The 25,040-nt window shown below is 72.4% G+C and carries 26 protein-coding genes; 2 read left to right on the top strand and 24 right to left on the bottom strand.

What is annotated here, in order from left to right; genetic code table 11:
* Nucleotides 1-4 precede the first annotated feature (4 nt).
* Genes alr (BFL37_RS11970) through glmS form a run of 4 tightly spaced genes read right to left on the bottom strand, consistent with a single transcriptional unit; the run spans nt 5 to nt 5,055 of the window.
* Complete coding sequence (gene alr / locus BFL37_RS11970; RefSeq protein ID WP_086515367.1) at nt 5-1,684, bottom strand: alanine racemase; 1,680 nt, start codon at nt 1,682-1,684, stop codon at nt 5-7.
* Complete coding sequence (alr, locus tag BFL37_RS11975) at nt 1,681-2,838, bottom strand: alanine racemase (protein WP_086515368.1); 1,158 nt, start codon at nt 2,836-2,838, stop codon at nt 1,681-1,683. Before alr (BFL37_RS11975) ends, alr (BFL37_RS11970) begins: the two co-directional genes overlap by 4 nt.
* The gene (locus tag BFL37_RS11980; protein WP_086515369.1) at nt 2,835-3,194 is read right to left on the bottom strand and encodes a holo-ACP synthase; all 360 of its coding nucleotides are present in this window, start codon (nt 3,192-3,194) and stop codon (nt 2,835-2,837) included. The genes alr (BFL37_RS11975) and BFL37_RS11980 overlap by 4 nt, the downstream gene beginning before the upstream one ends.
* A gap of 10 nt (nt 3,195-3,204) precedes the next feature.
* Nucleotides 3,205-5,055, bottom strand: a complete 1,851-nt coding sequence (glmS, locus tag BFL37_RS11985) for a glutamine--fructose-6-phosphate transaminase (isomerizing) (protein ID WP_086515370.1) — start codon at nt 5,053-5,055, stop codon at nt 3,205-3,207.
* A 109-nt stretch (nt 5,056-5,164) separates the two neighbouring features.
* Between glmS and coaA the strand changes: the two genes are divergently transcribed.
* Nucleotides 5,165-6,124, top strand: a complete 960-nt coding sequence (gene coaA / locus BFL37_RS11990; RefSeq protein WP_086515371.1) for a type I pantothenate kinase — start codon at nt 5,165-5,167, stop codon at nt 6,122-6,124.
* A 33-nt stretch (nt 6,125-6,157) separates the two neighbouring features.
* Here coaA and glmM read toward each other — a convergent pair whose 3' ends face one another.
* From glmM to BFL37_RS12075, 17 genes are all read right to left on the bottom strand, one after another.
* Nucleotides 6,158-7,507, bottom strand: coding sequence for a phosphoglucosamine mutase (gene glmM, locus BFL37_RS11995; RefSeq protein WP_086515372.1), 1,350 nt, complete (start codon nt 7,505-7,507; stop codon nt 6,158-6,160).
* Nucleotides 7,508-7,530: 23 nt separating this feature from the next.
* Nucleotides 7,531-8,016, bottom strand: coding sequence for a 30S ribosomal protein S9 (gene rpsI / locus BFL37_RS12000; RefSeq protein WP_043668864.1), 486 nt, complete (start codon nt 8,014-8,016; stop codon nt 7,531-7,533).
* 50 nt (nt 8,017-8,066) lie between these two features.
* On the bottom strand, nt 8,067-8,513 hold the full coding sequence (gene rplM / locus BFL37_RS12005) for a 50S ribosomal protein L13 (RefSeq protein WP_086515373.1): 447 nt from the start codon (nt 8,511-8,513) through the stop codon (nt 8,067-8,069).
* A 151-nt stretch (nt 8,514-8,664) separates the two neighbouring features.
* Nucleotides 8,665-9,654, bottom strand: a complete 990-nt coding sequence (locus tag BFL37_RS12010; RefSeq protein ID WP_086515374.1) for a tRNA pseudouridine synthase A — start codon at nt 9,652-9,654, stop codon at nt 8,665-8,667.
* Complete coding sequence (locus tag BFL37_RS12015; protein WP_241534066.1) at nt 9,651-10,742, bottom strand: GNAT family N-acetyltransferase; 1,092 nt, start codon at nt 10,740-10,742, stop codon at nt 9,651-9,653. Before BFL37_RS12015 ends, BFL37_RS12010 begins: the two co-directional genes overlap by 4 nt.
* Nucleotides 10,743-10,846: 104 nt before the next feature.
* Nucleotides 10,847-11,410 (bottom strand): 50S ribosomal protein L17, encoded by a 564-nt coding sequence (rplQ, locus tag BFL37_RS12020; RefSeq protein WP_086515375.1) that lies wholly within the window; start codon nt 11,408-11,410, stop codon nt 10,847-10,849.
* 52 nt (nt 11,411-11,462) lie between these two features.
* A complete protein-coding gene (locus BFL37_RS12025) occupies nt 11,463-12,458 on the bottom strand; it encodes a DNA-directed RNA polymerase subunit alpha (protein ID WP_086515376.1) in 996 nt (331 codons plus the stop codon).
* 161 nt (nt 12,459-12,619) lie between these two features.
* Nucleotides 12,620-13,018, bottom strand: coding sequence for a 30S ribosomal protein S11 (gene rpsK, locus BFL37_RS12030; protein ID WP_012039274.1), 399 nt, complete (start codon nt 13,016-13,018; stop codon nt 12,620-12,622).
* Between the two features lie 43 nt (nt 13,019-13,061).
* A complete protein-coding gene (gene rpsM / locus BFL37_RS12035; protein WP_015491172.1) occupies nt 13,062-13,436 on the bottom strand; it encodes a 30S ribosomal protein S13 in 375 nt (124 codons plus the stop codon).
* A gap of 154 nt (nt 13,437-13,590) precedes the next feature.
* Entirely contained in the window at nt 13,591-13,704 is a 114-nt protein-coding gene (gene rpmJ / locus BFL37_RS12040) for a 50S ribosomal protein L36 (protein ID WP_086515377.1), read from the bottom strand.
* Nucleotides 13,705-13,775: 71 nt separating this feature from the next.
* A complete protein-coding gene (gene infA / locus BFL37_RS12045) occupies nt 13,776-13,997 on the bottom strand; it encodes a translation initiation factor IF-1 (RefSeq protein WP_012039277.1) in 222 nt (73 codons plus the stop codon).
* 232 nt (nt 13,998-14,229) lie between these two features.
* Nucleotides 14,230-15,399 (bottom strand): mannitol-1-phosphate 5-dehydrogenase, encoded by a 1,170-nt coding sequence (locus BFL37_RS12050; protein WP_086515378.1) that lies wholly within the window; start codon nt 15,397-15,399, stop codon nt 14,230-14,232.
* The gene (locus BFL37_RS12055; RefSeq protein WP_086515379.1) at nt 15,396-15,833 is read right to left on the bottom strand and encodes a PTS sugar transporter subunit IIA; all 438 of its coding nucleotides are present in this window, start codon (nt 15,831-15,833) and stop codon (nt 15,396-15,398) included. Before BFL37_RS12055 ends, BFL37_RS12050 begins: the two co-directional genes overlap by 4 nt.
* A 113-nt stretch (nt 15,834-15,946) precedes the next feature.
* Entirely contained in the window at nt 15,947-17,470 is a 1,524-nt protein-coding gene (locus BFL37_RS12060; RefSeq protein WP_086515380.1) for a PTS mannitol transporter subunit IICB, read from the bottom strand.
* 116 nt (nt 17,471-17,586) lie between these two features.
* Nucleotides 17,587-19,257 carry a phosphoenolpyruvate--protein phosphotransferase gene (gene ptsP, locus BFL37_RS12065; RefSeq protein ID WP_086515381.1) on the bottom strand — a complete coding sequence of 557 codons (1,671 nt, stop codon included), beginning with the start codon at nt 19,255-19,257 and terminating at the stop codon, nt 17,587-17,589.
* Nucleotides 19,254-19,520 carry an HPr family phosphocarrier protein gene (locus BFL37_RS12070; protein ID WP_012039282.1) on the bottom strand — a complete coding sequence of 89 codons (267 nt, stop codon included), beginning with the start codon at nt 19,518-19,520 and terminating at the stop codon, nt 19,254-19,256. The genes ptsP and BFL37_RS12070 overlap by 4 nt, the downstream gene beginning before the upstream one ends.
* A gap of 92 nt (nt 19,521-19,612) precedes the next feature.
* Entirely contained in the window at nt 19,613-19,993 is a 381-nt protein-coding gene (locus BFL37_RS12075) for a PTS sugar transporter subunit IIB (protein ID WP_086515382.1), read from the bottom strand.
* Between the two features lie 210 nt (nt 19,994-20,203).
* On the opposite strand from BFL37_RS12075, the gene BFL37_RS12080 reads away from it, so the two are divergent.
* Nucleotides 20,204-22,210: a BglG family transcription antiterminator gene (locus BFL37_RS12080; protein WP_086515383.1), complete on the top strand. Its 2,007-nt coding sequence runs from the start codon at nt 20,204-20,206 to the stop codon at nt 22,208-22,210.
* Between the two features lie 60 nt (nt 22,211-22,270).
* Here the strand turns inward: BFL37_RS12080 and map are convergent, their stop codons facing one another.
* From map to secY, 3 genes are read right to left on the bottom strand one after another with little or no spacing between them, the layout of a single operon-like run.
* Nucleotides 22,271-23,107, bottom strand: a complete 837-nt coding sequence (gene map, locus BFL37_RS12085; RefSeq protein WP_086515384.1) for a type I methionyl aminopeptidase — start codon at nt 23,105-23,107, stop codon at nt 22,271-22,273.
* 4 nt (nt 23,108-23,111) lie between these two features.
* Nucleotides 23,112-23,714: an adenylate kinase gene (locus tag BFL37_RS12090; protein WP_086515385.1), complete on the bottom strand. Its 603-nt coding sequence runs from the start codon at nt 23,712-23,714 to the stop codon at nt 23,112-23,114.
* The gene (gene secY / locus BFL37_RS12095) at nt 23,711-25,033 is read right to left on the bottom strand and encodes a preprotein translocase subunit SecY (RefSeq protein ID WP_086515386.1); all 1,323 of its coding nucleotides are present in this window, start codon (nt 25,031-25,033) and stop codon (nt 23,711-23,713) included. Before secY ends, BFL37_RS12090 begins: the two co-directional genes overlap by 4 nt.
* Nucleotides 25,034-25,040 lie beyond the last annotated feature (7 nt).

Genomic DNA, 25,040 nt, shown 5'->3' on the forward strand with positions numbered 1-25,040 from the left:
GAGTCTAGGCGTGGGGGCGCGCGCGGAGCCGCCGGATGCGGACGGTGCGGGGCTCGTCGGGGGCGGCGTCCGGATCCCGGTCGGCGTCCGCGTCGTCGGACGCGTCGGGATCCCCGTCGCCGGCGCCCGTGGGCCGCGCGATCCGGAGGTCCCACCACTGGTCCGCGACGCCGTCGAGCTTGCCCTCGCCCCACTCGACCACCACGACGGAGCGCGCGAAGTCGATGTCGAGGTCGTCGAGCTCGCGGGCGTCCGCCAGGCGGTAGGCGTCCACGTGCACGAGCGGCGGCCCGTCGACCAGGCTCGGATGCGTGCGCGCGAGCACGAACGTCGGGCTCGTGACGGGACCGCGGACGCCGAGCCCGTCGCCGAGCCCGCGGGTGAACGTGGTCTTGCCGGCGCCGAGCGGGCCGGACAGGACGACGAGGTCGCCGGCGCCGAGCTCGCGCGCGACGGCGCGGCCGAGCTCCTCCATGTCGTCGGTGGTCGCGACGGGGACGAGCTCGTCGGAGAGGACCTCCTCGGCCGGCCCGTCGCCGCCCGCCCGCTCGTGCAGGTGCACCCGATCGACGCGCGGACCCACCCGGGTCACGATCTCGTCGCCGATGGTCTCGGCCCAGCCGGCCCACTCCTCGGCCGTGGGCTCGCCGCGGTCGCCGGGGCCGAGGATCACCGCGGTGTCGCCGACCTCGACGGGCAGGTCGCCCACGTCGAGCACGAGCTGATCCATGGCGATGCGGCCGGCGACGGGGAAGCGGCGGCCGTTCAGGAGCACGGAGGCGCGCGGGGCGGCGATGCGCGGGATCCCGTCGGCGTACCCCAGCGGCACGAGCGCGAGCGTCGACGGCCCGGTCGTCCGGTGGTCGAGCCCGTAGGAGACGCCGTGGCCGGCCGCGACGCGCTTGACGGAGACGACGTCGGCCTCGAGCGTCATCGCCGGGATCAGGCCGAGGTCGCGGCCGGAGCGGTCGTCGAAGGGCGAGATGCCGTAGACGGCGATGCCGAAGCGGACCATGTCGAAGCGGGCGGCGGGCAGGCGGATCCCAGCGGAGCTCGCGGCGAGGTGCTTCTCCACGGGCCGCGCGCCGAGCTCCTCGGCGACGCGCACGGCCTCGTGGAAGCGCGCGAGCGCGGCGTCGTCGTCCTCGGGCGAGGCGTCGGCGAGGTGCGACCAGACCGCGTGCAGGGTCAGCTCGCCCGCGGCGTCGGCCGCGACCGCCGCGCGCACCAGGTCGGGCCACGCTTCCGGCGTGGCGCCGTTGCGGCTGAGGCCCGTGTCGGCCTTGAGGTGCACGCGGGCGCGGATCCCCGTGGCGCGTCCCGCGGCGGCGATGCGCTCCAGCTCCCACAGCGCCGAGACGCCGAGGTCGATGCCCTCCTCGACCGCCTGGCGGAAGTCCGTGTCGACGCCGTGCAGCCAGGCGAGGAGGCGGGCCGTGATGCCGGCGCGGCGGAGCTCGACGGCGGATCCCACGTCGAGCACCGCGAGGCTCTCGGCGCCGGCCTCGAGGGCGGCGCGCGCGACCTGGAGGGCGCCGTGCCCGTACGCGTCGGCCTTCACGGCGACCATCGTGCGCGCGGGGGCGGCGAGCGCCGCGAGCGTGCGGACGTTGTGGCGGATGGCGTCGAGGCCGACCACGGCGCGGCGGCCGGGCGACAGGGGTGCGGGGACGATGTCGCTCACGCGCCGTACCTCCGGGTCACGCGGCCGGCCACGCGCGTGACGATCTCGTAGCCGATGGTGCCGGTCGCCTCGGCCCACTCCTCCACCGCGGGGGCGCCCGTCGCGGGATCCCCGAACAGCACGGCGTCGTCGCCGACCGCCACCGGGGTGCCGTCGACGACGCCGTCGCCCACGTCGACCACGAACTGATCCATCGCGATCCGGCCGCTCACGCGGAAGCGGGCGCCGTGGATCGCGACGGGCGCGCGGTTGCTCGCGAGCCGAGGCACGCCGTCGGCGAAGCCGAGCGAGACGAGCGCGAGCGTGGTGGCGCGGGTGGTGCGGTACGTGTAGCCGTAGGAGACGCCGGTGTCCGCGGGCACGCGCTTCACCGCGACGACGCTGCCGACGAGGGTCATGGCGGGCACGAGACCGAGGTCGGCGGACGTGACGCCGTCGAGCGGCGAGATGCCGTAGATCCCGATGCCGAGGCGGACCATGTCGAGGCGGGCGTCCGGCACGCGCAGGGCGCCGGCGGTCGCGGCCAGGTGGCGGATCCCGGGCTCGAGCCCCGCGGCACGCACCACGTCGACCGCGGCGTGGAACGCGCGCACCTGGGCCAGGTCCTCCTCCTCGCCGGCGTTGGCGAGGTGGCTGAAGACGCCGCCGAGGTGGATCGCGCCCTCCGCGACGAGCGCGGCGACCTCGGCGACGACGCCCGGCCACTCCGCCGGCGTCACGCCGTTGCGCCCGAGGCCGGTGTCGACCTTGAGGTGCACCTCGGCGGGGCGCCCGAGGCGCCGCGCGGCGTCGGCGACCTCGCGCACCTGGCGCAGGCTGTTGAGCCCCAGGTCGACGCCGGCCTCGATCGCCGTCGCGAAGTCCGCGCCGGGCGCGTGCATCCAGGTGAGGATCGGCGCGCCGATGCCGGCGGCCCGCAGCGCGAGCGCCTCGCGGACGTCGACCACGCCGAGCCGGTCGGCCCCGCCCGCGAGCGCGGCGCGCGCCGACGCGACCGCGCCGTGCCCGTAGCCGTCGGCCTTGACGACCGCCATCACGAGCGGCGCGCCCGTGGCCGCGCGCAGCGTGCGGACGTTCGCGGAGATCGCGTCGGCGTCGATGCGCGCCTCGCGGCGGAGGGCCGTCGGCGCCTGCAGCGTGGCCTCGTCCGTCATGCGCCCTCCCCCTCGGTCACCACGAACGCGGTCGCGAGGCCGGCGTCGTGGCTCATGCTCAGGTGGATCCGCGTCACGCCCCGGGCGGCCGCGACCTCGGCGACGACCCCGGCCACCCGGAACGACGGGTCGCCGTGGTCGTCGCGCACGACCTCCATGTCCTGCCAGCTGATCCCGCCGGGTCCGCCGAGCGCCTTGATCAGCGCCTCCTTGGCCGCGAACCGGGCCGCGAGCGAGCGCACGGGCAGGCTGCGCTCGGCGGGCGCGAACAGGCGCGGCACGAGGCCCGGAGTGCGCTCGGCGCTCCGGGCGAACCGCGCCACGTCGACCACGTCGACGCCGATGCCCCTGATCACGCGCGGCCGGTCACTCGACCGTGACGGACTTCGCGAGGTTGCGCGGCTGGTCGACGTCGAGTCCCTTGGCCGCGGCGAGCTCCATCGCGAAGATCTGCAGCGGCGTGACGGCGAGGAGCGGCTCGAACAGCGGCGCGGCGAGCGGGATCGGGATGACCTCGTCGGCGTGCGGCAGCACGAACGCGTCCCCCTGCTCGGCGATCGCGATGACGCGGGCGCCGCGCGCGCGGATCTCCTCGATGTTCGAGATGACCTTCTTGTGCAGCGCGAGCTGGTGCGTCGGGCTCGGCACCACGACGAACACGGGCTGGCCCGGCTCGATGAGGGCGATGGGCCCGTGCTTCAGCTCGCCGGCCGCGAAGCCCTCGGCGTGGATGTACGCGAGCTCCTTGAGCTTCAGCGCGCCCTCGAGCGCGACCGGGAAGCCGACGTTCCGCCCGAGGAAGAGGACGGCGCGCGTGTCCGCCATCCACTTCGCGAGCTGGCTGATCTTCTCGCCCTGCTCCACGACGGTGGCGAGCTTCTCCGGGATGGCGAGGAGCTCCTCCGTGTTCGCCACGATCTCGTCGGCCGACAGCGTGCCGCGGATCCGCGCCAGGTGCAGCCCGAAGAGGTACAGCGCCGCCACCTGCGCGACGAACGCCTTCGTGGACGCCACGGCGACCTCGGGGCCGGCGTGCGTGTAGACGACGGCCTCCGACTCGCGGGGGATGGTGGCGCCCTGCGTGTTGCAGATCGACAGCACCCGGGCGCCGGCCTCGCGGGCGAACCGCACGGCGAGCAGCGTGTCCATGGTCTCGCCGGACTGGCTGATGGAGATCACGAGCGTCGTCGCGTCGAGCACCGGGTCGCGGTAGCGGAACTCGTGCGCGAGCTCGACCTCGACGGGCACGCGCGCCCACTTCTCGATGGCGTACTTGCCGAGGATCCCGGAGTACGCGGCGGTGCCGCACGCGACGATGACGATGCGGGAGATGTCCGCGAGGTCGGCCTCGCCGATCGCGTCGAGGTCGGGCAGCACCACGACGCCGTCGACGATGCGGCCGCGGAGGGTGTTCGCGACGGCATCCGGGCCCTCGCTGATCTCCTTCGCCATGAAGCTCGACCAGCCGCCCTTCTCGGATGCGGAGGCGTCCCAGGCGATCTCGAACTCGTGCGTCTCGACGGGCGCGCCGTGGAAGTCGGTGACGGTGACGGAGTCCGGGCGGATGGCGACCATCTGGTCCTGCCCGATGGCGACGGCGCGGCGCGTGAACTCCACGAACGCGGCGACGTCGGATCCGAGGAAGTTCTCGCCCTCGCCGAGCCCGATGACGAGCGGCGAGTTGCGGCGGGCGCCGACCACGAGGCCGGGCTGGTCGCGGTGCACCGCGAGGAGCGTGAACGCCCCCTCCAGCCGGCTGACCGTGTTGCGGAACGCCTGCTCGAGGTCGTGCGTGATGCCGTACTCGCGCCCGAGCAGCTGCGCGGCGACCTCGGTGTCCGTGTCGCTGTGGAACTCGTAGCCGTCCGCGAGGAGGTCGTCCTTGAGCTCCGCGAAGTTCTCGATGATCCCGTTGTGGATGAGGGCGAGCTTGCCGTCGTCGCCCAGGTGCGGGTGCGCGTTGCGGTCGGTGGGGCCGCCGTGCGTGGCCCAGCGTGTGTGGCCGATGCCGGTGGATCCGTTGGGCAGCGGCGACGCCTCCAGGTCCTCCAGGAGGCGGTCGAGCTTGCCCGCGCGCTTGCGGACGCCCAGCGTCCCGTCCGCGTCGAGCACGGCCACGCCCGCGGAGTCGTATCCGCGGTACTCCAGCCTCCGCAGCCCTCCGAGGAGGACCTCGAGGCTCCTGGCCTCACCGACGTAACCCACGATTCCGCACATGGGGCCCGAGTTTACCGTCGGGGATCCGCGTTCCCCTGCGCGGCCCGCGCGCCGGGCGCGCCCCGCCGACCGCCCGACCCGCCCGACCCGCCCGTAGGATCGATCCGACATGCCAGACACCGCGACGGGATCCCCGACGAGCCACGCCCACGTCTCCCCCTTCGTGGAGATCGCCCGTGCCGACTGGGCGGCCCTCGCCCCCGCCACGCACCTCCCGCTCCGGGAGACCGAGCTCATCCAGCTGCGCGGGATCGGCGACCGGCTCGACATGCGCGAGGTCGAGGACGTCTACCTGCCGCTCAGCCGCCTGCTGAACCTCTACGTCACGGGCACGAAGAAGCTGCACCGCGACACGAGCGCGTTCCTCGGCGAGCGGGCCAAGAGCACGCCGTTCGTCATCGGCGTGGCCGGATCCGTGGCGGTCGGCAAGTCCACCGTCGCCCGCCTGCTCCGCGAGATGCTGGCGCGCTGGGACGACACCCCGCGCGTCGAGCTCGTGACCACCGACGGCTTCCTGCACCCGAACGCGGAGCTCGAGCGCCGCGGCCTCATGGAGCGGAAGGGCTTCCCGGAGTCGTACGACCGGCGGGCCCTGCTGCGGTTCGTCACGCAGGTCAAGAGCGGCGTGCCCGAGGTGCGCGCGCCGTTCTACTCGCACCTCGCCTACGACATCGTGCCGGGCGCCGAGGTCGTCGTCCGCCAGCCGGACGTGCTGATCATCGAGGGCCTCAACGTGCTGCAGCCGGCGGCGTCCGGCGCGAAGCTCGCCGTGAGCGACCTCTTCGACTTCTCGATCTACGTGGACGCGCGCACCCACGACATCGCGCAGTGGTACGAGGAGCGCTTCCTCAGCCTCCAGCGCGGCGCGTTCAGCAACCCGCGCTCGTACTTCCACCGGTACGCGGAGCTCAGCCCGGCCGAGGCCGTGGAGCGCGCGCGGCGGATCTGGTCGACCATCAACGAGCCGAACCTCGAGCAGAACATCCGCCCCACCCGCTCGCGCGCGACCCTCGTGCTGCGGAAGGACGCCGACCACTCGGTCGCGAACGTCCTGCTGCGCAAGCTCTGACCCGCGCGGTCGGCGCCGCGGTCGGCGCCCGGGCTAGATGGCGAGGCGCTCGGTGACGAGCGCGGCGAGCTCCTCGGCGTGCCGCTCGGCGGTCGCCTGGTCGGCGGCCTCCACCATCACGCGGATCATCGGCTCGGTGCCCGACGCCCGCATGAGGATGCGGCCGGTGTCGCCGAGCTCGGCCTCCGCGCGCGCGACGGCGGCGTTCAGCTCGGCGTCGTCGCCCACGCGCTCGCGGTCGACGCCGCGGACGTTGATCATCACCTGCGGGTAGACGGTCATGACCGAGGCGAGCTCGCGGAGGCTCCTGCCGGTCGCCGCCATCTCGCCGAGCAGCTGGATCCCCGTGAGGATGCCGTCGCCGGTCGTCGCGTGCTCCGCGATGACGAGGTGCCCGGACTGCTCGCCGCCGAGGGAGTAGCCGCCCTCGTTCATGGCCTCGAGCACGTAGCGGTCGCCGACGCGCGTCTGCAGCACCGTGATGTCGTTCTCGGCCATCGCGATGCGGAGGCCGAGGTTGCTCATCACGGTCGCGACCAGCGTGCGCTCGACCAGCAGGCCGCGGCGGGCCATGGACAGCGCGAGGACGGCCATGATCTGGTCGCCGTCGATGATGGCGCCGGTGTGGTCGACCGCGAGGCAGCGGTCGGCGTCGCCGTCGTGCGCGATGCCCACGTCGGCGCCGTGCGCGAGGACGGCCTCGGCCAGGAGGTCGAGGTGCGTCGACCCCACGCGGTCGTTGATGTTCATGCCGTCGGGGTCGTTGCCGATGACGGTGACGCGGGCGCCCGCGTCGGTGAAGACCTCGGGGCTGATGCCGGCCGCCGCGCCGTGCGCGCAGTCGAGGACCACGTGGATCCCGTCGAGCCGGTGCTGCAGCGTGCCGAGGAGGTGGAGGACGTAGCGGTCCTCGGCGTCCGCGAAGCGGCGGATGCGGCCGACGTCGGCTCCCGTGGGGAGCAGGACGGGCTCGCTGAGCTGCGCCTCGATGCGGTCCTCGAGCTCATCGGCGAGCTTCCGTCCGCCCGCGGCGAAGAACTTGATCCCGTTGTCGGGAGCGGGGTTGTGCGACGCGGAGATCATCACGCCGAAGTCGGCGTCGAAGTCCGCGATGAGGTACGCCGTGGCCGGCGTCGGGATGACCCCGGCGTCGAACACGTCGACGCCGGAGCTCGCGAGGCCGGCGGCCACGGCCGCCGCGATGAACTCGCCGGAGACGCGGGGATCCCGGGCGACGACCGCGACGGGTCGTCGTCCGGAATCCCGGGCGTCCTGGCCGAGCACGTGCGCGGCGGCCTGGGCCAGGCGCAGGGCGAGGTCCGCGGTGATGGTCTCGCCGTTGGCGAGTCCGCGGACGCCGTCCGTGCCGAAGAGCCGGGGCATGGCTGCCGGTGTGCCCGAGCGCCTTAGCGCTTCGAGAACTGCGGCGCCTTGCGGGCCTTCTTGAGTCCGGCCTTCTTGCGCTCCTTGACGCGCGCGTCGCGGCTGAGGAAGCCGTTCTTCTTCAGCGTCGCGCGGTTGTTCTCCTCGTCGATCTCGTTGAGGGCGCGGGCGATGCCGAGGCGCAGGGCGCCGGCCTGGCCGGAGGGGCCGCCGCCGGAGATGCGCGCGACGACGTCGTAGCTGCCGAGGAGGTCGAGCACCTTGAACGGGTCGTTCACGAGCTGCTGGTGCAGCTTGTTGGGGAAGTAGTCCGCGAACTCACGGCCGTTGACCGTGATGCTGCCGGAGCCGGGGACGAGGCGCACGCGGGCGATGGCCTGCTTGCGTCGTCCGACGGCGCCGCCGGACACGTTGAGGACCGCGCGGGGGGCCTTGGGGGCCTCCTCGTTCGGGGTCTCGGTCGAGAAGCTCTCGGGAGCCACGTCGAGGGAGTCTGAGATCTGAGCCACTGGGTTCGATTCCTTCTGAGGTCTTTGGTCGTCGCTGTCGGCAGCCGGGGCTACTGAGCGACCTGGCCGAGGATGTACGGGGTGGGCTGCTGGGCAGCGTGGGGGTGCTCGGGGCCCGCGTAGACCTTGAGCTTCTTCAGCTGCGCCGCACCCAGCGAGTTCTTCGGCAGCATGCCGCGGATGGCCTTCTCGACCGCGCGCGTGGGGTGCTTCTCGAGCATCTCGACGTAGGTCATCGAGGAGAGGCCGCCCGGGTAGCCGGAGTGGCGGTAGGCCAGCTTCTTCTCGAGCTTCTGGCCCGTCAGCGCCACCTTGTCGGCGTTGACGATGATCACGAAGTCGCCCATGTCCATGTGGGGGGCGAACGTGGCCTTGTGCTTGCCGCGCAGCAGCGCGGCGGCGTGGCTGGCGAGACGGCCGAGGACGATGTCCTGGGCGTCGATGACGACCCAGTCGTGCTGGACCTCACTGGCCTTGGGGGAATAGGTGCGCGTCATTGATCTGACTGCCTTCTTTTCGAGGTGAGATGGTCGTGGATCCCGCTCCGTGGGCGTTCTGACGAGAACGCATCCGGTGGAGGGCTCAACCTTGTACGTCGTCGCACGCGGACGTGCAGACAACCGGTTCAGAGTACGCGATCCCGGCCCGTCAGGCAATCCCGGGCGTGTCGGCCAGCCGGGCGAGGTCGCGCGCGGCCACCTCGGCGCCCTCGGACACCGGATCCACCTCGTGCGCGCCGCGCCGTGCCCGGGTGATCTCGTTCCGCGCCGCGAGCTCCTCGTCCGGCGGGTAGCCGACGCGCTCGAGCACGAGGCCCCGCGCGGGCATCACGGTGAACTCGCTCGTCCGCTCCCGCAGCTCCAGCAGCTGGCGCAGCCGGGCGACGCCCACCCTGCCGGCGGCGGCCGCGACGCACGCGCCGACGAGCGCACGCACCATGCTGTGGCAGAAGGCGTCCGCCCGCACGACCGCCTCGAGCGCGCCGTCGGCCGCCCGCGTCCACGTCAGCACCTGCAGGGTGCGGATGGTGGACGCGCCCTCACGGGGCTTGCAGTAGGCCGCGAAGTCGTGGAGGCCGAGGAGCGCGTCAGCCGCCTCCTGCAGCACGCGCGGGTCCAGCGCCGCCGGGACCTCGACCGTGCGGTGCCGCTGGAGCGGGTCGCGGGGGCCGGAGGCGTCGGAGATCCGGTAGCGGTACGCCCGCCAGGTCGCGGAGAAGCGCGCGTCGAAGCCCGCGGGCGCGGGCGCGCAGGCGAGCACGACGACGTCGGAGCGCGCGCCGAGCACGCCGTTCAGCCGGCGCGCGAGGGCGGCGGCGGCGCGCTCCGCGGACGGGACGTGCGGCGGCCGACCCGCGTCCGCGTCGGCCGCACGGCCCCGCGGCGCCCGGTCGAGGGAGGCGATCTGCGCGTCCGCGAGGTCGAGGTGGGCGACCTGGCCGGTCGCGTGGACGCCCGCGTCGGTGCGGCCGGCGACCACGAGCGTCGGCGCGGGAGGCGTCCGGGCGAGCAGCTGCGCGAGCGCGTCCTCGAGGACGCCCTGCACGGTGCGGAGACCCGGCTGCTTGGCCCAGCCGGCGAATCCCGTGCCGTCGTACGCGACGTCGAGGCGGACGCGCGCGCCGCCGTCCTCCGTCATCGGGCGGCGGATCCCCGCGGCCGGGTCGTCCCGACCTCCCGCTCGTGCACGGCCGTGCGCGTGGCCTGCGTGAACCCGACGTGCTCGTACAGGTCGAGCGCGCCCGTGGGGCTGTCGTAGTCGACGTCGAGGACCGCGCGCTGGAGGCCCTCGGCGCGGAAGCCCGCGAACGCCGCCGACAGCAGCGCCTGGGCGAGCCGGCGGCCGCGGAACTCGCGGCGCACGCCGACGAGGCCGATGTACGCGGACGAGTAGCCGGCGGCTTCCCAGTGGTCCGGGTACACCTCCGCCAGCGCGAAGCCGGCGACGACCGCGTCCTCGCCGTCACCGGTCACCGCGATGACCGACAGGTCGCCGCGCGCGGTCGGCAGCGACAGGAACGCCTCCCAGCGCTCGACGCTGATGGGCTCGGATCCCCAGTGATCCCGGAACACCTCGTTCTTGGCCTGGCGCGTGCGCTCCCACCACTCGCGGGAGACCGGGATCAGCCGCAGGCCCTCGGGGGACGGGACCTCGGGGAGGTCGGCTGCGAGGTCACGGTGCATCTCGACGAAGTAGCGGCCGATGCCGAACCCCCGCGACGCGAGGAGCGCCGCGGCGCCCGCGTCCTCCGCCCGGGCCTCGGTCGACAGGCGCGTCGGGACGGGCTCCTCGACGTGCGCGGCGGGCTGGGCGACCGCGAGCTTCTGCGTCGCCCGGGCGATCTGCCAGTCGAGCAGGCGTCCGCCGATGCCCGTGCGCCGGAGGTCGGGTCGGACGGCGCCGGAGACGTCCGCGCGCACGACGGCCTCGTCGTCGGGCTTGACGATCGCGTGGCCCTCCGCGGCGAGGCGGCCGTCGGCGTCCACGGCCACGATGCCGTCGCGGGCGACGTCCACGTAGGAGAACCCGAGCGCCATGGCGATCTCCTCACGGGAGGCGCGGTACTCGGGGTGGTCGGCGTCCGCGACCGCGCTCTGCAGCTCCACGAGCGCATCGACGTCGTCGAGCGACATGGCGCGCCACGTGATGCCGTCGGGGCCCTCGGGGAGCGGGATCGCGGTGGTGGAGGAGGCGTCGTCCGGCATGGTCGTGCTGCTGTCGGTCATCCGTCCAGGGTAGCGGGGCGCCGGCGGCATCTCCCGAGCCCTGCGGCGGACGCGCGAGAGCCCCCGTCGCGCGGGGCGACGGGGGCTCTCGGGTGATGCGGGCGCTACTTGTCGGACTTCTCCGCGGCGTCGGCCTCGACCTCGGCGGCGGCCTCGTCGGTCGCCTCCGCGGGGGTCTCGTCGGTGTGCTCGACGGCGTCGGTCTCCTCGACGGGGACCTCGGACTCCTCGGCCTCCACCTCGGCGACCGGGGCCGCGGCGGCCGGAGCCGTCGCGGTCGTGGTGCGCGAGGAGCGGACCTTCGGGGTCACGGGCTCGAGCACGAGCTCGATCTGCACCATGGGGGCGTTGTCGCCCTTGCGGAAGCCGAGCTTGGTGATGCGCGTGTAGCCGCCGTCGCGCTCGGCGACGAGGGGCGCGATCTCCGTGAAGAGCTCGTGCACGACGCTCTTCGAGGGGATGATCCCCATGACGCGGCGGCGGGCGTGCAGGTCGCCGCGCTTGGCGAACGTCACGAGGCGCTCGGCGACGGGACGCAGGCGCTTGGCCTTCGTCTCGGTCGTCTTGATGGACTTGTGCTCGAAGAGGCTCTGGGCCAGGTTCGCGAGCATGAGGCGCTCGTGCGCCGGGCCGCCTCCGAGGCGGGGACCCTTGGTGGGCTTGGGCATGGTCTTGTCTCCGTAGGTGTCGAAAGAAGGCGTACGGCCGAGGCCGGACGGATCAGTTGGTGGTGGTCTCGTCCTCGTCGTAGCTGTAGTAGTGCGCGCCGTCGAAGCCGGGGACGGCGTCCTTCAGCGACAGACCGAGCTCGACCAGCTTGTCCTTGACCTCATCCACCGACTTCTGTCCGAAGTTGCGGATGTTCATGAGCTGCGTCTCCGAGAGGGCGACGAGCTCGCTGACGTTGTTGATGCCCTCGCGCTTGAGGCAGTTGTACGACCGGACCGAGAGGTCGAGGTCCTCGATGGGCATCGACAGCTCGGAGCTGAGGACGGCGTCGACCGGCGCGGGGCCGATCTCGATGCCCTCGGCGGCCGAGTTGAGCTCGCGCGCCAGGCCGAACAGCTCGGTGAGCGTGCGACCGGCGGATGCGATGGCGTCGCGCGGCGTGATGGCCGACTTCGTCTCGACGTCGACCACCAGGCGGTCGAAGTCGGTGCGCTCGCCGGCACGGGTGGCCTCGACGCGGTAGGTGACCTTGAGCACGGGCGAGTAGATCGAGTCGACCGGGATCTGGCCGGCCTCGCTGAACTCGCTGCGGTTCTGGGTCGCGGAGACGTAGCCGCGGCCGCGCTCGATCGTGAGCTCCAGCTCGAACTTCGCCTTCTCGTTGAGCGTGGCGATGACGAGCTCGGGGTTGTGGATCTCGACGCCGGCCGGAGCCGAGATGTCGGCAGCCGTGACCTGGCCCGCACCCTGCTTGCGCAGGTACGCGGTGATCGGCTCGTCGTGCTCGCTGGAGACGACGAGGCCCTTGATGTTGAGGATGATCTCGGTCACGTCCTCCTTCACGCCGGGGACGGTGCTGAACTCGTGCAGCACGCCGTCGATCCGGATGCTGGTGACGGCCGCGCCGGGGATGGACGAGAGGAGGGTGCGGCGGAGCGAGTTGCCGAGCGTGTAGCCGAAGCCGGGCTCGAGCGGCTCGATGACGAACCGCGAGCGGAACTCCGAGATCTGCTCCTCGGTGAGGGTGGGGCGCTGCGCAATGAGCACTGTGTTGTTTCCTTTCGGCGAGGCGACCGATATATGACGCCTGCGATGCCCCCCGGGTGGCGGCCCGGGCGGGTAGAGATTTGGTCGATCGGACACACGGCGGATCGGCCGACGCCGTCCCCTCCTGGTGGAGCGGGACGGCAGCGGCCGATCAGCGCGCGCTAGACGCGGCGGCGCTTGGGCGGGCGGCAGCCGTTGTGCGCCTGCGGGGTGACGTCGTTGATCGAGCCCACCTCGAGGCCGGCGGCCTGGAGCGAGCGGATCGCGGTCTCACGGCCGGAGCCGGGTCCCTTGACGAACACGTCGACCTTCTTCATGCCGTGCTCCTGCGCCTGGCGGGCGGCCGACTCAGCGGCGAGCTGCGCGGCGAACGGCGTCGACTTGCGCGACCCGTTGTAGCCGACGACGCCCGAGGACGCCCAGCTGATGACGGCGCCGGTCGGGTCCGTGATCGAGACGATGGTGTTGTTGAAGGTGCTCTTGATGTGGGCCTGGCCCACGGCGATGTTCTTCTTGTCCTTGCGGCGCGGCTTGCGAACAGCCGACTTGGGTGCTGCCATGGAATTCTCCTGTGTCTACGGGTGGCGAGGCGCGGGCCGAGGCCTAGCGCGCCTTCTTCTTGCCGGCTACGGTGCGCTTCGGGCCCTTGCGGGTACGAGCGTTGGTCTTCGTGCGCTGCCCGTGGACAGGGAGGCCGCGGCGGTGGCGGATGCCCTCGTAGCTGCCGATCTCGACCTTGCGGCGGATGTCGGCGGCCACCTCGCGGCGGAGGTCGCCCTCCACCTTGAAGTTCCCGTCGATGTAGTCGCGGAGGGCGATGAGCTGGTCGTCGCTCAGGTCCTTGACGCGGATGTTCTTGTCGATGCCGGTGTCCTCGAGGGTCTTGACGCTCGAGGTGCGGCCGACGCCGTAGATGTACGTGAGTGCGATCTCGACGCGCTTGTCGCGCGGGAGGTCGACGCCTGCTAGACGTGCCATTGAGGCTTCTCCTGGTGATGGATGGAGGTCTGCAGCAGAGCCTGTGCATCGGCCTCCGACCGATGGTGTCCCCCGGATCCCTCAGGACCCCGGCTTCCGGCGCTGCTGTCGTGCTCTTCTTATGTGGTGCGGTGGTGCCGTGCGATCGTGCTGACTAGCCCTGGACCTGCTTGTGTCGCGGGTTCTCGCAGATGATGCGCACGCGGCCGTTGCGTCGGATGACCTTGCACTTCTCGCAGATCCTCTTGACGCTGGGGTTGACCTTCATGATGCTTCCTTGCTTTCGTTCTCGCTGGCCTCGTGCCTCCGCGGATGCGGGGCCGTTCCTTCGCAGCAGGCCTACTTGTAGCGGTAGACGATCCGGCCGCGGGTGAGGTCGTACGGGCTCAGCTCCACGATCACGCGGTCCTCGGGGAGGATGCGGATGTAGTGCTGACGCATCTTGCCCGAGATGTGGGCGAGGACCTTGTGCCCGTTGCTCAGCTCAACGCGGAACATCGCGTTCGGCAGAGCTTCGACAACTCCGCCTTCGATCTCGATGACGCCGTCTTTCTTGGCCATATACTCACTGTCGCTAGAGGTGGTGTCTGCTGTTCGTGCGGATGCGCATCATGGTGAAGCGCAGGTGCCCGTGGCACGCCGGGAGGCGGCTGAGCACCAAGGGTCGAGAGTACGGCATCCCCGGGCGTGTCGCAATTCTCCCCGCGTGTCGCGGGCGGATCCGCGGATCCTGCGCTAGCGGGACGCACGACGGGCCGGACGGTCACCCGCCCGGCCCGTGCTGGTGCATCCGCTACGCGCGATGACGCGGGGCGCTCCGGTGGTCCGCCTGCGCGGCGTCGACGAGGGCGACGAGGTCGGCGGTCAGCGGGTGCTGGTCCGTGAGACCCGTCACGCGCCGCACCAGGTCGGCGGCCGTGTCCGTCGCGAGCAGGCCCTGCAGCTCGAGCGCCTGCGGGTCGCCCGCCGGGTCGAAGCGGAGCGCCTGGCCCATCGCGCGCACCAGGGCGTCGTGCGGGAGGCCGCGCTCGGCGAGCTGCGACGCGGGGCCGACGAACCGCTCCTCGCGGGAGAGCTTGCGCAGCGGCTGGCGGCCGACGCGCTCGACGGTGTCCGCGAGCGCCGCGTTGGCGAAGCGCGCGAGGTTCTTCTCGCGGTACGCCGTCTGCTCGGCCTCGTCGAGCCCGTGCTTCGCGACGAGCAGCGCGCTCGTCTCCTCGAGCACCTGCCGCACCTCGTCGGCGACCTCGGGGATCGCCATCGCGTCCGACTGGCTCACGGCGCCGCGCGCGTACCCGTGGTAGGCGACGGTCGCGTGGCCGGTGTTGACCGTGAAGAGCTTGCGCTCGATGTAGGGCGCGAGGTCGTCGACGAACGTGGCGCCGGGGATCTCGGGCACGGCGTCGCCGAACGGCGCGCGCTCCACGACCCACTCCGAGAAGTCCTCCACGGTGACGTCGAGGCCCGCCGCGGGATCCTGGTTCGGCACGATGCGGTCGACGGCCGTGTTCGCGAAGACCGCGCGGGTGAGCGCCTCGGCCTCGTCCCCGAGCGCGGCCTGGATCTCGGCGCGGAGCGTGTCCGTCGCGTTGATCGCGTTCTCGCACGCCATCACCGCGACCGGGCCGAGGTCGGCGGACCGCGCGCGGAGGCCGGCGGCGATCGCGGGCGCGACGAAGCGGAGGATGTTCGGGCCGACCGCGGTGGTGACGACGTCGGCGGTCGCGATCTCGGCGATCAGCGCCTCGCCGTCGGCCGCGCTGTCGATCGCGCGGAAGCCCGTGACGGTCCAGTCGCGCGCGTGCGGCCCCACCTCGGTGACCCGGTAGGAGTCGGCGGAGGCGAGGTGGCCGATGAGCTCGGCGTTGACGTCGGCGAACACGACCTCGTAGCCGGCCTCGTGCAGGATCAGCCCGACGAAGCCGCGCCCGATGTTGCCGGCGCCGAAGTGGACGGCCTTCACGCCTCGTTCACCTCGGCGAGGAGCGCGTACAGCGCCTGGGCGTCGGGGGCGTCGAGGAGCTTCTGCACCTCGTCGTCGTCGCTGAAGATGATCGCGATCTTGCTGAGGATGTCGAGGTGCCCGTTGTCCTTGCCGGCGATGCCGACGACGAAGCGGACCTCGTTGCCCGCCCAGTCGATGGGGGCGTCGTAGCGGACGAAGGAGAGGGCGGAGTCGAGGATCGTGTCCTTGCCCTCGTTGGTGCCGTGCGGGATGGCGAGCAGGTTGCCCATGTAGGTCGAGACGGTCTTCTCGCGCTCGAGCATGGACCCCTCGTACTCGGGGGTGACGGCGCCCGCGGCGACGAGGATGCCCGCCGCCTCGGCGATGGCCTCCTCCACGCTCGCGGCGGTGCCGCCGACGCGGATCTGGGCGGGTTCGAGGACGTTCGACATGTTGCTCCTGACGTGTGTGCGGGGTGCGGGGCCGGGCCGTGCCTTCCAGCATGGCCCGGCCCCCGCGACTGCGGTGGTGCGGCGGGTCCGCCTCGAGGGCGGACCCGAGGGGATCAGCCCTCCGAGCGCTGCTTCTGGACCAGCTCCACGATCTCGTCGTAGCGCGGCGAGTTCATGAAGTTGTCGACGGAGACGTGCTCCGAGGACGGGCTCTTCTGGCGCGCCCGGTCGGTGAGCTCGCGCTGGGTGATCACGAGGTCGGCCGTGCCGTCGAGGGCGGCGATGGCCTTGTTGACGACCGTGACGTCGGTGACGCCGGCCTTCTTCATCTTGTTGCGGAGGACCGAGGCTCCCATGGCGGACGAGCCCATCCCGGCGTCGCAGGCGAAGACGATGTCCTGGATGCGGGTGGCCGTGGCCGTGCCGCCGTCCGTGCTGGACGCGCCGTCGGAGAGGCCGCCGACCGTGCCCGCGGTGCCGGTCTCGGCGCCGAGCCCGGAGAGGATCGAGGACTCCTTGCCCTTGTTGGCCTGCGTGGCCTGGACCGCGGCGCCGAAGTCGCCGGAGCCCTTCTTGCCTGTGCGGAGGATGACCGCCGCGACGACGAAGGTGACGGCCGCGGAGATGATGACCGAGAGGATCACGCCGAGGAAGCTGTTGCGCTCGGTCTGGCCGAGCACGGCGATGATGCTGCCGGGCGAGGCGGGGCCGCGGAGGCCGGAATCGAACGCGACGTTGGTCGCGACGCCCGAGGCGCCACCCGCGATGACCGCGAGGAACAGGAGCGGCTTCGAGAGGACGTACGGGAAGTAGATCTCGTGGATGCCGCCGACGAACTGGATGAGGATCGCGCCGGGGGCGGTGGAGCGGGCAGCGCCCGCGCCGAAGATCGCGAACGCGAGGAGCACGCCGAGGCCGGGGCCGGGGTTCGCCTCGAGCAGGAACAGGATGCTCTTGCCGTTCTCGAGCGCCTCGGTCGTGCCGAGCGGGGTGAGGATGCCCTGGTTGATGGCGTTGTTGAGGAACAGCACCTTGGCGGGCTCGATCACGATGCTCGTGATGGGCAGCAGGTTGTTGTTCACCAGGAAGGCGACGCCGTCGCCGAGGCGGGCGGTGATCCAGGTGATGACGGGCGTGAGGAGGAAGTACGCGCCGATCGCGAACACCGCGCCGAGGATCCCGGCGGAGAAGTTGTTGACGAGCATCTCGAAGCCGGGGCGGATCCGGTCGATCCAGAGCCGCTCGATGACCTTCAGCAGGTACGCCGCGAGCGGGCCCGTGATCATGGCGCCGAGGAACATCGGGCTGCCGCCGTCGAAGTACGGGTCGCCGACGGTGCCCGCTATGACGCCCATGGTGGCGATGCTCGCCACCACGCCGCCGCGCGTGTCGTAGACCATGCGGCCACCGGTGTTCGCGATGAGCAGCGGGAGGAGGAAGAACAGCACCGGGTTGACCAGGCTGGCGAGATCGGCGTTCGGCAGGTAGCCGTCCGGGATGAACAGGGCCGTGAGGAGGCCCCAGGCGATGAACGCCGCGATGTTCGGCATGATCATGCCGCTGAGGAACGTGCCGAACTTCTGCACGCCGGTGCGCACGGACTGTCCCGTGCTGCGGGTGGGTGACGTCGTCGTCATGGGGGTGGTGCTCCTGTCGTGGTGGTGGCGGGCCTGCTGCGGCCCGCCGTGCTGCGGTGGTGGGGGATGTGCGGTGGTGCGGTGGAGAGGGCCGTGCGGGTGGTCGGCGGTGCGGGTCAGACGGTGGCGGACGCCGACGCCGCGGTGACCGCGGCGCGCGCCTCGACGGCGCTGTCGGCGGCGAGGGCGACGGCGGCCAGGGCCTCCGCCTCCTCGCGCGTGTGGAGGGCGAGCTCGGCGCGCACGTCGGCGAGGGCCGCGGGCGACATCGAGAGGCTGGTGGCTCCGAGGCCGACGAGCACGACGGCGAGCAGCGGGTCGGCCGCCGCCTCGCCGCAGATCCCGACGGGCTTGCCCAGCGCGCGGCCGGCGGTGCCGACCTCCTGCACGAGGCGGAGGACGGCGGGGTGCCACGGGTCCTGGAACGCGGCCACGGACCCCAGCAGCCGGTCGGCCGCGAGCGTGTACTGCGTGAGGTCGTTGGTGCCGATGCTCGCGAAGTCGGCGTTGGCGAGGATGCGGTCGGCCAGGAGCGCGGAGGACGGGACCTCCACCATCACGCCGACGGTCGTGAGGCCGAGCTCGCGGCCGAGGGCCGTGAAGTAGCGCGCCTCCTCGACGGTCGAGACCATGGGCGCCATGACCCACAGGTCGGCGTCGGTGGCGGCGTCGGCCTGCGCGAGCGCGGTGAGCTGGTCGCGGAGGATCTGCTCGTTGGCGCGGAGGGCCCGGAGGCCGCGGAGACCGAGCGCCGGGTTCTCCTCGTCGGCGTCGTTGAGGAAGCTCAGCGGCTTGTCGGCGCCGGCGTCGAGCGCGCGGACGACGACCTTCTGTCCGGGGAACGCCTCGAGCAGGCGCGTGTAGTGCTCGCGCTGCTCGTCGACCGTCGGCGCGCTGGTGGCGTCGAGGAAGAGGAACTCGGTGCGGAAGAGGCCGACGCCCTCGGCGCCCTTCTCGACCGCGTCGGCCGCGCCGTCGGCGGATCCGAGGTTGGCCAGCAGGGGGATCGTCGTGCCGTCGGACAGCGCCCCCGGTCCGGTGGGCACGTCGACGCGTGCCTTCCGGGCCGCGATGGCGTCGCGCGCGGCGGACTCCTCCTCGGGCGTCGGGTCGACGGTGACGGCGCCCGTGAGCGCATCGACCACGACGGTCTCGCCGTCGGCGAGGTCCTTCGCGTCCGCGACGCCGACGACCGCGACGATCGCCTTCTCGCGGGCGAGGATCGCGGTGTGCGACGTGGGTCCACCGTCGGTCGTGATGAGCGCGAGCACCTTGTCGAGGTCGAGCAGCGCGGTGTCGGCAGGGGCGAGGTCGCGGGCGACGAGCACGAACGCGTGGTCGGGATCCGGGACGCCCGGCGCGGCGACGCCCTGCAGGTGCGCGACGACGCGCTGGGAGACGTCGTCGAGGTCGGTGGCGCGCTCCCCCATGTAGCCGCCCATGCTGAGGAGCAGGTCGCGGAAGCCCGCGAACGCCTCGTGCACGGCGCGCTCGGCGGTGCGGCCCGTGGCGAGGCGCGCGGCGATGTCGTCGACGAGCGTCGGGTCCTCGGCCATGAAGGCCTGCGCCTCGAGCACGTCCTTCGCGGCGCCGCCGGCCTTCTCCCCGCGGATGCGGATGTCGGCCGCGGTCGCGGCGAGCGATGCGCTCACGCGGATGCGCTCCTCGTCGGCGGTGAGGGTGCTCGGGGTGTCCGCGGGCTCGGGCAGCGGGTCGGGCATGCGGATGACGGGACCGACGGCGGATCCCCGGCCGATGCCGATGCCGTTCAGGGTGCGGGAGCTCATGCGGCGTCCAGGTCGGACTCGAGGAGCGTCGCGAGGTCGGTGACGACCTGCTCCGCGTTCTCGCCCTCGGCCGAGACGACGACCTCGTCGCCCGTGTCGACGCCCAGGGAGATCACGCCGAGGATGCTGGCGGCGTTGACGCTGCGGTCGCCCTTGGCGAGCTGCACGGGGATCCCGGCCTTCGCGGCGGCCTGCGTGAACAGCGAGGCGGGGCGGGCGTGCAGCCCGTGCGACGAGGCGATGGTGACGGTGCGTTCTGCCATGGTGGCTCCTTCGGTCGGCCCCGTCGTCGGGGCCCTGGTGGCGGTCATCGTGCGGTGCTGCGGGTCGTGCGGGGGCGGCGCGGGCGCCGGGTTCAGGCGACGGGCGGGGATCCGCCGAGAGGGCGGCCGTGCAGCCCCGGCGCGAGGCGGAGCGAGCGGGCGCCCTGGCGCATGGCGGCGACGGCCCGGTCGAGCGCGGCGCGCGCGCCCTCGGGGCGGGAGGCGTCGGCGTCGAGGAGGACGGCGGTCGCGCCCTCGTCGGCGGCCGCGGCGCGCACGGCCTCGAGCCGGTCGGCGAGGTGCGCGCCGAGGAGGACGACGTCCATGCCGGCGGCGTCGAGGCGCACCTGGGCGAGGGATCCGGCGACGGCCTCGATCTGGAGCCCGTCGGCCTCGGCGAGGGCGCGGAGGCGCTGGGCGAGGAAGGTGCTGGATGCGCCGGAGCCGCAGACGACGAGGATCCTCCCGGTCATGCTGTGCCTCCTCGCGTCGTCGCTGGTCGTCCCATCGTGCTCCGCGGAGGGAGCCCGGTGCCAGCAGATCCTCTTCCGCGGGGTAGGAAGACGACGCCCCCGTGCGCCCGAGCGGGCATCGCCCGCGGGTCCGGATGGTTGACTCGTCCGTACACGGGCCCCGCTCCGACCGCCATCCGCGGTCGCGAGCCGCCGCGCAGGGAGACGACGATGCTGAGCGACAACCAGGAGAGGCTGCTGGACTACCTGTCCACCGCCGACCGCTGGGTCGAGGCCGGCGAGCTCGCGGACCGCCTCGGCGTCACCACGCGCAGCGTCCGCACCTACGTCCAGGCGGTGCGGGAGCGCTCGACCGTCGGCATCGCCTCCTCCCCCGACGGCTACCGCATCGACGCCGGGAGCTACGCGCGGCACCTCGGGGCCCGGATGTCCGCGGATCCGCAGGGCACGCCCCGGGACCGGCTGCACGCGCTCGTCCGCCGCCTCGGTGACGCGCCCGACGGCCTCGACGTCTTCGCTCTCGCGGGCGAGCTGCACGTGAGCGAGTCCACGGTCGAGGCCGACCTCCGCAAGGTGCGCGCGCTCGTCGAGGACGCCGGGCTCGCCCTCCGCCGCACCGGCTCCACCGTCGTCCTCGAGGGCTCGGAGCGCGACTTCCGCCGCCTGCTGTCGCGCATGTTCCGCGACGAGAGCGCGCAGGGCTTCCTGCCGCTCGAGACGGTGCAGCGGGAGTTCGCGTCCGACTCGCTCCGCGCCTTCAAGACGGACCTCGTCCGCGAGCTCACGGAGGGCGGCTTCTTCGTCAACGAGTACGGCGTCGACAACGTGCTGCTGCACGTGGCGATCGCGGTCGACCGGCTCGCGCGGTCGCCGCGGCGGCCGGACGGCGACGCGGATCCCGCCGCCGGGGGCGCGCTCGACGCCGAGCACGCGCACGTGCACGCCTCCTCCGAGGACGCCTCCTCCGAGGACGCGTCCGCCGTGCCCGCCGTCGACCCCACCGCCCTGGCGATCCGCGAGGTGCTCGCCCGCCTCCTCGCCGCGCACTTCGACGTGCCGGTGCCGGCCGGCGACGTCGCCTACCTCGCGTTGCTCGTCCGCACGCGGGTCGTCACCCCCGGCAACGAGCAGTCGCTCGCCACCGTGATGCGCGAGCACGTCGTCGAGAGCGACCTCGACGTGGTGCGCGCCATCGTCCGCCGGGTGAAGCAGGAGTACCTGGTGGACCTCGAGGACGAGGACTTCACGGTCCGCTTCTCGCTGCACCTCGGCAACCTCGTGGCCCGCGCCGCCGACCGGTCGTTCTCCCGCAACCCGCTGGCCCGCTCCATCAAGACCAGCTACCCGATGACGTACGAGATCGCGGTGTTCATCGCGAGCGAGGTGCAGCGGAGGCGGGGCATCGCGATCAACGACGACGAGATCGCCTACATCGCCCTCCACGTGGGATCTCACCGGGAGCGCGTCGCCCGGCGCGACGACCGGGTCGCGTGCGCGCTCGTGTGCCCGAACTACTACGACCTGCACCAGATCATGCGGCAGCGCATCGAGCAGGCGCTCGGGGCGGACATCAGCGTCGACGCGGTCGTGACTCGCACCGACGTCGATGCGGACGTCCTCGGCGTGCAGCTCGTGATCGACGCGACCGGCACGCGTCCGCCCGGCGATGACGTCGTGGTGGTCCAGCCGCTGCCGACGCCCGACGACATCGAGTCGATCCGCCGAGCCGTCGCCCGCGTCCGCCGGCACGCGCGCCGCAGCTCGATGAAGCACGACCTGCTGCGCTTCCTCGACGAGTCGCTCTTCTTCCGCGACCTGCACGCGCCCGACGAGGAGGCGATGATCCGGCTGCTCGGTCAGCGGATGGTGGAGCAGGGCATCATCGAGCCCGAGTACATCGACGGCGCCATCGAGCGGGAGCGCCTCTCGTCGACCGCGTTCACCGACACGCTCGCCGTGCCGCACTCGCTCGCCATGACCGCGCACCGCACGGCCATCGCCATCGTGGTGAACGACGAGGCGATGCAGTGGGGCGGCAACCGCGTGCACGTCGTCGCGCTCGTCGCCTTCAGCGCGAGCGGCCGCACGAGCTTCCAGCACGTGTTCGACCAGTTCGTCGAGGTCTTCTCCGACCACCGCGACGTGCAGGCGATCATGCGGGCGTCGGGATCCCACGGCTCCTTCATCGAGGAGCTCGTGCACGTCATGGACACCTGACCGGCCCTCTCCCGGGTCCGGCGCTCCCGCCCTGCGCTCAGCGGCGCGGGCGCCCGGCGATCAGGGCGCGACGGGCGTGACGCCGAGGGGGACGAGTCGCGAGGCCCCGCCGTCTGCGAGCGTGAGCACCCAGATGCCGCGCGCGTGCACCGCGACGCTGTGCTCCCAGTGCGAGGCCATGCTGCCGTCGACGGTCGCGACGGTCCAGTCGTCGTCGAGGACGCGCGTCTCCGCCTCGCCGTCGGTGATCATCGGCTCGATCGCGACGACGAGGCCCGGCTTCACCGCGGGGCCCTTGCCGCGCACGCGGTAGTTGAAGACGGGCGGATCCTCGTGCATGCTCCGGCCGATGCCGTGGCCCGTGTAGTCCATGACGATGCCGAACGACCCGGCCGCCTCGACGCTCTCCTCGACGGCCTCGCCCACCTCGTTGAGGTGCGACGCGGTCGCGAGCCGGGCGATGCCGGCCCAGAGCGCATCCGCCGTGACGCGGGACAGGCGCTCGCGGGCCTCGACGACGTCGGGACGCGCGGGATCCGGCACCACGACCGTCATGGCGGAGTCGCCGTTCCAGCCGTCGATCTCCGCGCCGCTGTCCACCGAGACGATGTCGCCCGGCTGCAGCACGCGGTCGCCGGGGATGCCGTGCACGACCTCGTCGTTGACGGAGACGCACACCGTGTGGCGGTAGCCCGGCACGAGCTGGAAGTTCGAGCGCCCGCCGAGCGCGCGGATGGCGGCGTCGGCGGCGACGTCGAGCTCACCCGTCGTGACACCCGGGGCGATGAGCTCGCGCACCGCGTCGAGGGACGCGGCGGTCGCGAGGCCGGGCGCCACCATGCGGCGGATCTCGTCCGGGGTCTTGTAGATCCCCGGCGTGCGGCGGAGCGCGCCCACGTCTCTACGCGCGGCCGGCGTCGGAGGAGGGACGGACGCCGCGACCGGAGAGGGCCGTGCGGATGCGCGCGGCGACCTCGTCGATCTCTCCCAGCCCGTCGACCTCGAGGAGCAGCCCGCGCTCGCGGTACACCGCGATGAGGGGGCTGGTCTCGCGGACGTAGACCTCCTGTCGGTGGCGGATCTCGGCCTCGCCGTCGTCGGCGCGGCCCTGCTCCTCGGCGCGGCGGGTGAGCCGGGCGACGACCTCCTCCTCGTCCGCGACGAGCTGGATCACGGCGTCGAGCTCCTGGCCCCACCCCTGCAGCAGCTCCTCCAGGTACGCGACCTGGTCGAGCGTGCGCGGGTAGCCGTCGAGCAGGAAGCCCCCCTGCGCGTCCTCCTCCTGGAGGCGCGCGGTGATTAGCCGGTTGGTGAGCTCGTCCGGCACGTAGTCGCCCGCGTCGACGAGAGCCTGCACCTGCTGGCCGAGCTCCGTGCGGTCCTTGATGTTCTGCCGGAAGATGTCGCCCGTGGAGACGTCCGGGATCCCGAACTCCTCCGCGATGCGCTTCGCCTGCGTGCCCTTGCCCGCACCGGGCGGGCCGACGATGAGGAGCCGGGTCACTTCAGCAGCCCCTCGTAGTGCCGCTGCTGCAGCTGCGAGTCGATCTGCTTCACCGTCTCGAGGCCGACGCCGACGACGATCAGGATGCTCGCGCCGCCGAACGGGAAGTTCTGGTTGGCGCCGACGAGCGACAGGGCGATGAGCGGCAGGAGCGCGATGAGCCCGAGGTACAGCGAGCCCGGCAGCGTGATGCGCGTGAGCACGTAGTCGAGGTACTCCGCCGTCGGGCGTCCCGCGCGGATGCCGGGGATGAAGCCGCCGTACTTCTTCATGTTGTCGGCGACCTCCTCCGGGTTGAAGGTGATGGCGACGTAGAAGTACGTGAAGCCGACGATGAGCAGGAAGTACATCGCCATGTAGAGCGGGTGGTCGCCCGTGGTGAGGTTGTCGGTGATCCACTGGACCCACGGCGCCGGCGGCTGGCCGACGGGCGGCTGGTTGAACTGCGCGACCAGGGCGGGCAGGTACAGCAGCGACGACGCGAAGATGACGGGCACGACGCCGGCCATGTTCACCTTGATGGGGATGTAGGTGTTGTTGCCGCCGTAGGTGCGGCGGCCGACCATGCGCTTGGCGTACTGGACGGGGATCCGACGCTGCGACTGCTCGACGTAGACGACGGCGGCGACGACGAGGAGCCCGACCAGGATGACGAGGGCGAAGACCTCCCAGCCGCGGCTCTGCTGGATCGCGAGGAGCGAGGTGGGGAACGCGGCGGCGACCGACGTGAAGATGAGGAGCGACATGCCGTTGCCGATGCCGCGCTCGGTGATGAGCTCGCCCATCCACATGATGAGGCCGGTGCCGGCGGTCATCGTGATGACCATGAGCATGATCGCGTACCAGGCGTCGTTCGTGATGAGCTGCGTGCAGGCGCTGACGTTGGTCTGGCCGAAGAGCGCACCGCTGCGCGCGACCGTGATGAGCGTCGTGGACTGGAGCACCGCGAGGGCGATCGTGAGGTAGCGCGTGTACTGCGTGAGCTTGGCCTGGCCGGACTGGCCCTCCTTGTAGAGGGTGTCGAAGTGCGGGATGACCACGCGGAGCAGCTGGACGATGATCGACGCCGTGATGTACGGCATGATGCCCAGCGCGAAGATGGAGAGCTTCAGCAGCGCTCCGCCGCTGAAGAGGTTGACGAGCTCGTAGAGGCCCGAGGTGCCCTGGTTCGCCGCGAGGCACGACTGCACGTTGGCGAAGTCGACGAACGGCGCCGGGATGAAGGATCCGAGGCGGAAGAGGGCGATGATGCCCAGCGTGAACCCGATCTTGCGACGCAGATCGGGGGTGCGGAAGATCCTGACGACGGCGCTCAACACGGAGGGT

The sequence above is a fragment of the Clavibacter michiganensis genome, assembly GCF_002151125.1.
GTDB classification, from domain to species: Bacteria; Actinomycetota; Actinomycetes; order Actinomycetales; family Microbacteriaceae; genus Clavibacter; species Clavibacter michiganensis_C.